Below are 11,653 nucleotides of genomic sequence, written 5' to 3' on the forward strand. Positions count from 1 at the left end.
TGGGCAAAGTTAGCAGTTATTCAAAAGGGGACAAAAAGTAGAATAAAGGTTTATCAAATCACCTAATATGGATCATAAAATTAGTTAAAAACCAGAGACTCGAGGCTCGTTTAGGTGTTGAACATAAAGAAAAACTCATCTAAACAATTTAGTCTCATAGTTTTAAAAGAGTGAGGCAATCTTTCTGCAAGTTACCTTCATATCAAAGTAAATATACTACCTTTGTACCCCATAAGTTATTCCATTTACTCTTACTTATGGCTTCTACGAAATACATTTTTGTTACCGGTGGTGTTACTTCTTCTTTAGGAAAAGGAATTATCGCCTCATCTCTTGGTAACCTTTTGATGGCAAGGGGATACCGTGTCACTATCCAAAAATTCGATCCGTACATTAATATCGACCCAGGAACGCTCAATCCTTACGAACATGGCGAATGTTATGTAACTGATGATGGCGCAGAAACCGATTTAGACTTGGGTCACTACGAGCGTTTTTTAAATGTTCGTACCTCTCAAGCGAATAACGTAACTACAGGAAGAATTTACCACAACGTAATTACCAAAGAGCGAAGAGGCGATTATTTAGGTAAAACCGTTCAGGTAATTCCTCATATCACCGATGAAATCAAAAGAAATTTCTACCGCCTTGGCGAAACTGGCGATTACGATATTGTAATTACAGAAATAGGTGGTTGTGTTGGTGATATTGAGTCACTTCCATTTATTGAAGCCGTTAGACAGGCAAAATGGGATTTAGGAGAAAGCAACTTTTTGGTAATTCACCTTACGCTTATTCCTTATTTAGCCGCTGCCAAAGAACTAAAAACCAAACCAACACAGCACTCGGTAAAACAATTGCTAGAAGCTGGTATTCAGCCCGACATATTGGTTTGTCGTTCAGAAAAACCATTACCTTCAGAAATAAGAAGAAAGCTTTCTCTTTTCTGTAACGTACAGTTGAACTCAGTAATCGAAGCGTTAGATGCGGAAACCATTTACGATGTGCCGTTGATGATGCGTAAAGAAAAACTTGACGAACGCGTTTTAACAAAATTAAAGCTTGCTCACAAAGAGCCTCCGCATATTGACGAATGGAGAACTTTCTTGAGCAAACTTAAAAACCCAACCAACGAAGTAAACATTGGTCTAGTTGGTAAATATGTAGAATTGCCTGATGCTTATAAATCTATAGCTGAAGCATTCATCCACGCTGGTGCCCACTTAGAGTGCAAAGTGAACATTCACTGGATTTCCTCAGAAACGATTACAGAAAAGTCCGTTAAACGAACCTTAAGTGATTTACATGGAGTACTGGTTGCTCCTGGCTTTGGAGAAAGAGGCATTGAAGGCAAAATTGAAGCTATTCGCTATGTAAGGGAGAATAATATCCCTTTCTTTGGCATTTGTTTGGGAATGCAGTGCGCTGTAGTAGAGTTTGCTAGAAACGTTTTAGGTTTCGAAGATGCAGCTTCGTCTGAAATGGATAAGGAAACCAAGCACCCAGTAATTGACCTGATGGAAGATCAGAAAAAGATTACCGACTATGGTGGAACCATGCGTTTGGGCTCTTATGAATGTAAATTAAAGAAGGCATCTAAAGCCTATCAGGCTTATAAAACTTCTACTATTCAGGAAAGGCACAGACACAGATACGAGTTTAACAATAAGTATTTGGAGCAAATGGAAGCAGCTGGACTAAAAGCAACAGGCATCAATCCAAAATCAGGATTGGTAGAGATTGTTGAGTTAGATAACCATCCTTATTTCGTTGGTTCTCAGTTCCATCCAGAATTAAAAAGCACAGTAATGAACCCTCACCCACTTTTTGTGAGCTTCATTGATGCTATAATACAGAATAAGAAAAACTAAGCATAAGAATAAAGAGAAGATGGATAGAAATCAGATGATCGGTCTCGGCCTGATTGCAGCGTTATTAATAACCTATGCAATCGTTTTTAAGCCGCCAGTTACCGAGGAAGATTTAGCAACACCAACCCCTATCGAACAGGCAGCGGTTACCCCTGAACAAACAACTAGTCAATCAGAAGCAAGCAATGTTTTAACAGACACCATTGAAACTGATTATACCGATAAATATGGTGCGTTTGCAGCTGGTGCGCAAGGTGAAGCTACCGATTTAACCATAGAAAACGAAGTGGCTAAATTCACTTTTAGCTCTAAAGGTGGTATTATTAAATCGGTTGAATTAAAAGAGTTTAAGACTTGGGACGGAAGGCCATTGATACTGATTGATGAAGAATCAACAAGCCAGTCGCTAACACTACAAACGGTTAAAGGAAATATCAACATAGCCGACCTCTATTTTAAGGCCAGCCAAACAGGCACTAGTCTGGTAAAAGGCGATTCGCTTCAGTTTAAATACACTATGGATTTAGGCTCAGGCAATTCAATTGAGCAGATTTATTCAATCGCAGGCGATTCATATGTAGTTGGCTATGAGATCAAAATTAATGGTTTAAACAGCACAATCATTGGTGAGCAAATGAACTTTGTTTGGCAACACCAAATGAAGCGTTACGAGAAGAATTTATCAGATTCTCGTATCAAATCAACCATCAAATGGTATTCGCTTGCTGAAGATTTAGATGACTTAAAAGCATCGAGCAGCGATATACAACAAGAGCAATTAACCGAGCCAATAAAGTGGTTAAGTTTCGATCAGAAATTCTTTAATGCAGGTATCATCTCAGAAAAGGGTTTTACTGGGGCATTAGTAAGTACAGACGTTCCAGCTCAAGACACAAGCATTGTTAAAAATGGCGAAATGCGTTTGGCCATTCCTGTAGCCGACTTATATAGCGGTAGCAAAAACCAGTATTATTTCGGGCCAAACAATTACCGAATTCTAAAAAAGGTAACTCCGGGTTATAAAGAGAATATTTACTTAGGTTATAAAATGGTGAGTTGGGTGAACAAACTCATCATTATTCCTCTGTTCCAATTCTTAGAGAAGTACATCTCTAATTACGGAGTCATTATCATGATCATTGTTTTGATCATCAAATTGGCGCTATTCCCTCTTACAAGAAAGTCCTACCTGTCGATGGCCAAAATGAAGGCCCTAAAACCAGAGCTGGACGAGTTGAAAGAAAAAGTAGGTGGAGATCAGCAAAAAATGCAGCAAGAGCAAATGAAGCTCTATCGCGAAATGGGCGTAAACCCAATCAGTGGTTGTATTCCTATGGTGCTTCAAATGCCAATTTTATTCGCCATGTTCTTCTTCTTTCCTAACTCTATTGAGTTAAGAGGAGAATCATTCTTATGGGCAACCGACCTTTCAACTTACGATGTGCTTTTCAACTTACCGTTTACCATTCCTTTTTATGGTTCTCACGTAAGTGGTTTCACCTTACTTATGACGGTTTCTACTATACTATACACTTGGTCAAACAACCAAGTAAGTACGGTACAAGGCCCAATGAAAAGCATTGGTTATTTTATGCCAATCATTTTCATGTTTGTGTTGAACTCTTATTCTTCAGGACTAAGCTTCTACTACTTCGTTTCGAACATCATCACTTTTGGTCAGCAGGCCATTATCAGACGTTTTGTAGACGAGGATCAGATTAGAGCAAAGCTACACGAAAACAAGAAAAACAACGCTAACAAAGGCAAATCTAAATTCCAGCAAAGACTAGAAGATGCTATGAAGGCAAGCCAAGAAGCCCAAAAGCAAAAGAGATCTAAAAAATAAGACTTACCAATATTCACAAAAAAAGGAAGACTCAAACGGTCTTCCTTTTTTTGTTTCAACTTAATAAAACACCTAATTCTATCTGTCACAATCAATTATTAACACTTCACACATTCATCATTTTCTATTGATGTAGTTCCCTTAATTCTTTCAATGATTCTTCTATCTTTGTAGGCTATTGACGAACCTAATCAGAGACTACAAAACATGAAATTCACCTTCTACGGACACTCTTCTTTCATGGTAGAAACAATGGGGAAAAAGTTACTGTTTGATCCCTTTATTACACCCAATGAAAAGGCCAAGAACATTGATATCAATGAATTAGAGCCTGATTATATTATTTTAAGCCATGGGCACGGAGATCATGTAGCAGATGTTGAGGCTATCTATTTCAACTCAAAAGCTAAGTTAATTTCCAATTTTGAAGTAGTAAATTGGTTTGAAGCTAAAGGAGTAGAAAACGGACACCCAATGAATCATGGAGGTGCTTGGGACTTTGATTTTGGAAGGCTGAAAATGGTAAATGCAATTCATTCCAGCTCAATGCCCGATGGCAGTTATGGCGGAAATCCAGCAGGTATTGTTATTACAAATAATGAAGGCTGCTTCTATTATTCGGGTGACACCGCCCTTACTAAAGATATGGAACTTATTGGCGAAGAATTCAACTTAGACTTCTCTATTATGCCCGTAGGCGACAATTTTACAATGAGCGTTACCGATGCTATAAAAGCTGCAAAAATGGTGAAATGTAATACCTTAATTGGGGTACATTTCGATACCTTTCCTTATGTAGCAATAGACCATGAGGAGTCGATAGAAAAAGCTGAAGCCGCTGGCATAAAGCTTACATTACCAAAAATTGGACAACAAATCACTTTTTAGATTTAAAAATGGGTAAGATAATTTCCATAGCAAACCAAAAAGGAGGAGTAGGTAAAACTACAACAGCCATGAACCTTGCCGCAAGTTTGGCGGTATTAGAATATAAAACTTTGGTGGTAGATGCCGATCCACAGGCCAATACCACTTCTGGCTTAGGCCACAACCCCAGAGAAGTAACCAAAAGTATTTACGAATGCATGGTGGGCAAAGAAGGCATACGCGACTGTATTATGACCACCGAGGTTAACTTTCTAGACCTATTGCCTTCGCATATCAACCTAGTTGGAGCAGAAATAGAGATGGTAAGCCTTTCGAACCGAGAGGAAAAAATGAAACAAGTTTTGGGCGAAATTAAAGATGAATATGATTTCATCTTGATTGATTGCGCACCTTCATTGGGTTTAATTACTATTAATGCGTTAACAGCCTCCGACTCCGTTGTAATCCCTGTGCAGTGCGAGTACTTTGCTTTAGAAGGTTTAGGTAAACTTTTGAATACAATTACCATTATTCAAAAGCGTTTAAATGCTAAACTATCAATTGAAGGCATTCTTCTTACAATGTACGATGTACGTTTAAGGCTCTCCAACCAAGTGGTTGAAGAAGTTCATACACATTTTAAAGACATGGTTTTCGAAACCATAATTCCTCGAAATGTAAAACTGAGCGAATCTCCTAGTTTTGGTCTTCCGGTAATCGTTCACGATGCAGAAAGTAAAGGAGCCTTGGCTTACCTTAACCTTGCAAAAGAGATAGGAGATCGTTTAAATTAGATTCATCAATGAATTCAGTCTATGGATTTCTGAAACCAGAAGCCATTCAGACCGACTCATTCTATTAATAAAAAATTATTATGGCAGCAAAAGCACCCAAAAAGAAAAGCGTATTGGGAAGAGGATTAGGTGCGCTTTTGGAAGATTCAAATTCTGAAAGCAACAAAAATCTAGAAACCTCATCGGTAGGAACGATGAATGAAATTAACCTTGACCAAATTGAGGTAAATCCATATCAACCCAGAACCCATTTCGATCGAGTAGCATTAGAAGAGCTTGCCGATTCAATAAAACTGCAAGGGATTATTCAGCCCATTACGGTAAGGCAACTGAGTGAAGGGGAATATCAGTTGATTTCTGGAGAACGAAGATTTCAAGCCTCAAAAATTGCTGGGCTCAAGAGTATTCCTGCTTATGTAAGAACTGCCGATGACCAGCAAATGCTGGAAATGGCCATTATCGAGAACATTCAGAGAGAAAACCTGAATGCCATTGAAATTGCTTTGAGTTACCAGAGGCTTCTATCTGAATGTAAAATCAAACAAGAAGAATTAGGAGAACGTGTTGGTAAGAACAGAACCACTGTAAACAACTACCTGAGGTTGCTTAAACTTCCACCAGATATTCAGGCAGGTTTGCGCGACAATAAGATTTCAATGGGCCATGCCCGCGCTTTGATCAATATTGAAGATGTAGACAAGCAATTGCACATTTACAAACAAACTGTAGAAGAAGAACTTTCTGTAAGAAAGGTAGAACAGTTGGTACGTGATTTGATCACCCCGAAAGAGGAAAAACCTAAGCCAGAAAAAACTGGAGATAGTAAGCACAGAACCTATGAGGTTCAGCAAATTCAGCAAAAGCTATCTTCACATTTCGGCACAAGGGTAAACCTAAAAGCAGACGGACAGTACAGAGGAGAAATAAAAATACCATTTGTTTCTACTGAAGACCTGAACCGCATTTTGGAGATCATAAACTTGTAATGCAAAAAATCATATTCCTTGTTTCATTCTTTGCCCTTGGCTTTGGAGCAATGGCCCAAGATCCTACCGAAATCATGGACAAAGGTTTGGTAGAGGGCGACACTGTTCCACCAGATATTGAACTCAAAAAGGAATATGACCCAAAAAGAGCTTCTACCCTATCAGCCATTTTTCCGGGTTTAGGCCAGATTTATAATGACAGTTGGTGGAAAGCGCCTATCATTTATGTGGGCATGGGTACTTCTATTTACTTTATTGACTACAATAATCAGAAAAGAAAAGACTACACTGTTTTGGTCAAAGAGTTGTTAGCGAAGCAAAAAAATGGTGAGACAATCAATGAAAATGAATTAAGAGTGTACCGAAGAAATGCTGATTACTGGCGTAAGAACCGTGATTTAGTGTTTCTGACAACACTCGCCATTTATGGCTTAAACATTATTGAAGCTTCAATTGACGCCCATCTCAAAGGCTTTAATGTAAATGATAACCTTGCCAATTTTAAACCCAAAGTTGGCGTAATTAATAACGGCACTACCTACCTAGGTGTGGGGGTAACTATTCCAATAAGATCGAGATGAAAATTCTTTTATTAGGTTACGGAAAAATGGGTCAGATGATAGAAAAACTGGCCTTAGAAAGAAACCATAGCATTGTTGCTAAAATTACGGTAGACAATAGATACGATTTAGATAGTCTTTCTACGAACGATATCGATGTAGCCATAGATTTCAGCCAACCTTCTGCCGCCCCTGATAATATTAAATGGTGTATTGATCATAAAATACCTGTGGTGGTAGGTACTACCGGTTGGGCAAGTCACAAAGCAGAGGTTGATCAATATTGTAATGACAATGGAGGCACTTATTTGGTAGCTTCAAATTTCAGCATTGGGGTAAACATCTTCTTCAAGTTGAATAAGTTTTTGGCCAAACTCATGAACAGCCAAGCTGACTATGAAGTGAGCATGAAGGAAATTCACCATACCTATAAACTGGATGCCCCAAGTGGCACGGCCATTACTTTGGCTGAAGGTGTAATGGAAAATTTGCCGAGCAAAACCAAATGGGTGAACCAAGCTTCAGACAAACCAGAGGAATTATCCATTATTTCTGAGCGTGTTGACCCTGCTCCTGGCACACATTCCATCCAATACGATTCAAGGATTGATTCCATAGAAATTACCCATACTGCACATTCCCGAGAAGGTTTTGCCATGGGTGCCCTTTTGGTAGCAGAATGGCTTCCCAACCAAAAAGGCATAAAAACCATGGAGGATTTCTTGAAGTTTTAAGCGTTTATCAAACGAACCCTTGGAGGGTTTAAAACCCTCCAAGGGTTAAGTCAGAAAATCGACTAATCCAATTTCAGTTCATACCTCACAATCAGTTTATAATCTCTTTCCTGAGCGTAATCGTTGTTGTATAAAACGTACAGAGAATTCAAGTCGCTCCCTCCAATGAGCTGCCCTCTCAAGTCTGTAGCACTTCTAAAGTATTCTTCCCCCGGCTGAGGAGACAATGCTACCAATTCAAAGTCTTGTTTTACCACGTTGCCATCCTTGATCAACAGGTAATAAAATTTGTAAGTTGATTTTCGTACTGTTTCCCAGTATTCACTCTCTGAAATTCCTCCCGACTCCACTAACTGACCCGCCTGAGTATTGGAGATTACACTGCTATACCTTATCAAAGTATAGTCACCAAGCTGTACCATATCATGATAAGTTGAATTAATTAGGCTTCCACCACCTTGTCTCCATTCCAAATATCCAGGACTGTCCGTAGGAATAGCGGATTCATTACCACTACTAAAATAAACTGGCTTCAAATCAATGACATTCAAGAGACTACCATCTGCTATTGAATATTGATGTAGCTTTTGGAATTGGCTAAATAACACATTCAATACTCCTGTCCTTCTATTTAAAGTCATTCTTGGAATAGATTGGGCTGAAATAGTCTCATCTGCCATTTCATCTGGAAACCCATAGGTATGTATTGTATGCTCATCAATGCTATCATCCGACTCTAACAAACCATTAAGGTCAAAAATCTTAAAGGAAGTGATAAAGGGATATGGATTATCTCGATTTTCATAAACTTCCTTTGTCCATTCAGAATACCCTAAGGCTAGATTGCCATTTTTAAAACCACTCATTCTAATATAAGATCCAACAGTGAGCGATCGAGTATTCAATACCTTGCTATTCCCTACCAAGCTCCCATCAAAGTCATAAACAAAGAACCCTCTCCGTGTAAACACCCCTATTCTATTGTTGTCAAGAAAAAGATTACTCATTGAGCCTATACCATGATTGATAGGACCCTCACCAGTATTGTTGAACTGTCCTAAAACTTCACCCTCTTTATCTAAAATGATAAAACCTATTATATTTCCTGACTCAGCAGCCCCAGGCGGGCGCAGAATACTCATAGCATCAGCCACATCTCCTAGCAAAAAGAGGTTATTCTCAGAATCATAATCATAAATTTTTATTGGACTCAAAACATCAATCTTAATTGAATCTTTGGGGATTAAGTTTACCTCTCCACTCGCCTGACTACTTTCTTTTCTCCCATCATTTGAGCAGCTACTTACATTAGAAAAAACTGTCAGAGCGAATACTGCTCTCAACAAGAATAAACACTTGGTGTATTTAATCTTCATAGAGATTAAGTAGTGTAAAGAATATATATTTTTAAAGTACAAGCCCTTCTTTACTCGAATCTGTAACGTTTGCTTTAGTAGTTAAACTAACTTACATTTAATACAACTATTAATTTAGTAGTTTTAAGAATTGGTCTTTCAAAATAACCTATATAATCCGAATCATCATGAATTATAAAAAAGTATTCTTCCTACCATTAGCTTGCATTGCTCTATTCTCCAGTAGTTGTAGTCAAAAAAAAGACTCAATTAATGCTGGGAATCAACTAAATTCAGGTGCGGTAGTTATTGATGTCGAAAAAGCACTTAAAGAAGGTACTTCACAATATCTGAGTCAATTTAGTTCCGAAATTGAGTACGTTAGGTTGGAAATGGCAGACGAGGGTCTAGTGGCGGAAAATGCGAGAACTTACGTATTGGAGGATTACATTTATACTGTTGCTTTCAGGCAAATACTTCAATTTGATAGAAAAACAGGCAAGTTCATCAAAGAATTAAGCCACTATGGTAATGATCCAGAGGCTTATCAATATACCCTTCCTTCTATGCACCCAACAACGTCTAATGAAATCTATGTTAGAACTGGTAACCGAATCAAAACTTTAAATTCAAAAGGAGAAATTAAAACTATAGCTTCGGCTCCCTCAGAAGTTGAAAATGCCTTCGAAATAGAGGACGGTTATTTTGCTGGCTATATCAAGAACATGAGTTGTACTGTCACAGAGCTAATAGTTATTTTTAATAAGAAGGGAGATGTAATAAAAAGCTTTCCTAATCACCAACAATGTGAGCCAAATCGAACTAACTCATTTTCCCTCCGCTTAAGCGAAGGCCTGTTTTTCACTAGTAAAAATGATGTCTTTTTTAAAGAAGCCTTTAACGATACCGTTTTTCAGGTGACAAAGAATGAGCTTTTACCGGCTGTTATATTTAACATGGGGGAACACTCTCCACCTTATGAAAAGAAAGAAATCATGGAGGACGATGATTACCTCAACATGTATTCGGTGAATAATATTGATTTAAATGATAATTACGTGTTTTTTAGCCTCAACTATCAAGGAAAAACATATAGTGCCTACCACGACATTAAAGAGAATAAAACACACTTGGCCTATGAGAGGTATACGCAAACATCTAGCTTTCAAGATGATTTAAATGGGTTTATACCTTTCTCTCCACAGTATATCAACGACCATAATGAACTAGTGAGCCATGTGGCAGCAGAAGTCATATACAACTGGTTTCGGGACAATCCCGATAAAATTGGGTCACTGCCCAAACACATACAAAGTCTACAAAATATTGACCGAGAAGATAATCCGGTCGTGATGATTGCGAAGTTGAATTAAGAATTTGCTCATAAGAATTCAAGAAGGAATAATGCTGTCAACAGAAGAACTATGTGCTATTCTGGATTCGACAGCAACCCTTGGAGGGTTTAAAACCCTCCAAGGGTTCAGTCATCACCACTCAATTCCATTACCACCTTTCCCCTCCAAATAAGCATTCGCTTTGCTAAAATGCTTGCAGCCAAAAAAACCTCTGTAAGAAGATAATGGTGAAGGATGTGGCGCTTTAAGAATTAAGTTTGAATTACCATCCACAAAGGAGGCTTTCTTCTGCGCATAGCTACCCCAAAGCAAATAAACAACCCCTCGTTTTTGGGAGGCTAGTTGATGAATGACCGCATCAGTAAACTCTTCCCAGCCTTTATTTTGGTGTGAACCTGCTTGATGCGCTCGAACAGTTAATGTTGCGTTGAGTAATAAAACGCCTTGTTGCGCCCAGCGATCGAGAGAGCCGTGTGGAGGAATATCCTTGCCTAGGTCGTCTTTAATTTCCTTGAAAATATTGACCAAAGAAGGCGGAAAAGGCATTCCTTCTTTTACTGAAAAGCACAGTCCGTTGGCTTGCCCTGGGCCGTGGTATGGGTCTTGTCCCAGAATCACCACTTTTACATCGTCAAAAGCACATTGATCGAAAGCCCTGAAAATGTTATTCCCTGCCGGAAAAATGGTTTGAGTTTTATATTCCTCTTTCACGAAATCCGTCAAACTTTTGAAATACTCCTTCTCAAACTCCTCTTTTAAAACTTCTCTCCAGCTCTCCTCAATCTTAACATTCATCGAATTTTCGTTTTCTCATTAGTAATTTTAAAAGTAATCTATATCTTTAAAACTCTGAAGCGAAAGCCATAAATGATTGTAACAGCAATAACAGAAGGTGTAAAAGTAAGTGTGGAAACCCACTACCAACCGGAATATTCCAGTCCGGCACAAAACCACTTTGTGTTTACCTACCGCATTACGATTGAAAACGATGGTGAAAACACAATTAAGCTACACCGCAGACATTGGCAAATTTTCGATACTAATAACGAAATGCGCGAGGTTGAAGGTGAAGGCGTTGTAGGCCAACAACCTGTTTTAGAACCGGGCGAAAAACATCAATATGTATCGGGTTGCAACCTGAGAAGCGGTATTGGCAAAATGCGTGGCATCTATTTGATGGAAAGGGTGATGGACGGAAAACAGTTTGAAGTCATCATTCCTGAGTTCACCATGATCGTTCCCTATCTCCTTAATTAATCCCCTTGTACCAAATTCTGGCTTATAT

At 38.6% G+C, this 11,653-nt stretch carries 11 protein-coding genes; 9 read left to right on the forward strand and 2 right to left on the reverse strand.

The features are described from left to right. The first annotated feature begins 257 nt into the window (after positions 1-257). The 7 genes from pyrG to dapB all read left to right on the forward strand — a co-directional run bounded on the left by pyrG (position 258) and on the right by dapB (position 7,658). Positions 258-1,871, forward strand: coding sequence for a CTP synthase (gene pyrG, locus AWW67_RS15565; RefSeq protein WP_053223257.1), 1,614 nt, complete (start codon positions 258-260; stop codon positions 1,869-1,871). Positions 1,872-1,890: 19 nt separating this feature from the next. Beyond that, positions 1,891-3,717 carry a membrane protein insertase YidC gene (gene yidC / locus AWW67_RS15570; protein WP_062302862.1) on the forward strand — a complete coding sequence of 609 codons (1,827 nt, stop codon included), beginning with the start codon at positions 1,891-1,893 and terminating at the stop codon, positions 3,715-3,717. A 207-nt stretch (positions 3,718-3,924) separates the two neighbouring features. Then, positions 3,925-4,605 carry a metal-dependent hydrolase gene (locus AWW67_RS15575; protein WP_062302864.1) on the forward strand — a complete coding sequence of 227 codons (681 nt, stop codon included), beginning with the start codon at positions 3,925-3,927 and terminating at the stop codon, positions 4,603-4,605. 8 nt (positions 4,606-4,613) lie between these two features. Continuing rightward, a complete protein-coding gene (locus AWW67_RS15580) occupies positions 4,614-5,378 on the forward strand; it encodes a ParA family protein (protein ID WP_053223254.1) in 765 nt (254 codons plus the stop codon). A gap of 80 nt (positions 5,379-5,458) precedes the next feature. Next, complete coding sequence (locus tag AWW67_RS15585; RefSeq protein WP_053223253.1) at positions 5,459-6,364, forward strand: ParB/RepB/Spo0J family partition protein; 906 nt, start codon at positions 5,459-5,461, stop codon at positions 6,362-6,364. Further along, positions 6,364-6,945: a DUF5683 domain-containing protein gene (locus AWW67_RS15590; protein WP_062302865.1), complete on the forward strand. Its 582-nt coding sequence runs from the start codon at positions 6,364-6,366 to the stop codon at positions 6,943-6,945. The genes AWW67_RS15585 and AWW67_RS15590 overlap by 1 nt, the downstream gene beginning before the upstream one ends. Continuing rightward, the gene (gene dapB / locus AWW67_RS15595; protein WP_062302866.1) at positions 6,942-7,658 is read left to right on the forward strand and encodes a 4-hydroxy-tetrahydrodipicolinate reductase; all 717 of its coding nucleotides are present in this window, start codon (positions 6,942-6,944) and stop codon (positions 7,656-7,658) included. Before AWW67_RS15590 ends, dapB begins: the two co-directional genes overlap by 4 nt. A 62-nt stretch (positions 7,659-7,720) precedes the next feature. Here dapB and AWW67_RS15600 read toward each other — a convergent pair whose 3' ends face one another. Continuing rightward, positions 7,721-9,034 (reverse strand): hypothetical protein, encoded by a 1,314-nt coding sequence (locus AWW67_RS15600; RefSeq protein ID WP_062302868.1) that lies wholly within the window; start codon positions 9,032-9,034, stop codon positions 7,721-7,723. 167 nt (positions 9,035-9,201) lie between these two features. On the opposite strand from AWW67_RS15600, the gene AWW67_RS15605 reads away from it, so the two are divergent. Further along, on the forward strand, positions 9,202-10,386 hold the full coding sequence (locus tag AWW67_RS15605) for a DUF4934 domain-containing protein (RefSeq protein ID WP_062302869.1): 1,185 nt from the start codon (positions 9,202-9,204) through the stop codon (positions 10,384-10,386). 114 nt (positions 10,387-10,500) lie between these two features. Here the strand turns inward: AWW67_RS15605 and ung are convergent, their stop codons facing one another. Continuing rightward, entirely contained in the window at positions 10,501-11,163 is a 663-nt protein-coding gene (gene ung / locus AWW67_RS15610; RefSeq protein ID WP_062302871.1) for a uracil-DNA glycosylase, read from the reverse strand. 75 nt (positions 11,164-11,238) lie between these two features. Here ung and apaG point away from each other — a divergent pair, with 75 nt between their 5' ends. Further along, the gene (gene apaG, locus AWW67_RS15615) at positions 11,239-11,625 is read left to right on the forward strand and encodes a Co2+/Mg2+ efflux facilitator ApaG/CorD (protein WP_062303179.1); all 387 of its coding nucleotides are present in this window, start codon (positions 11,239-11,241) and stop codon (positions 11,623-11,625) included. Positions 11,626-11,653 lie beyond the last annotated feature (28 nt).

This window comes from Roseivirga seohaensis (assembly GCF_001592945.1).
Taxonomy (GTDB): domain Bacteria; phylum Bacteroidota; class Bacteroidia; order Cytophagales; family Cyclobacteriaceae; genus Roseivirga; species Roseivirga seohaensis.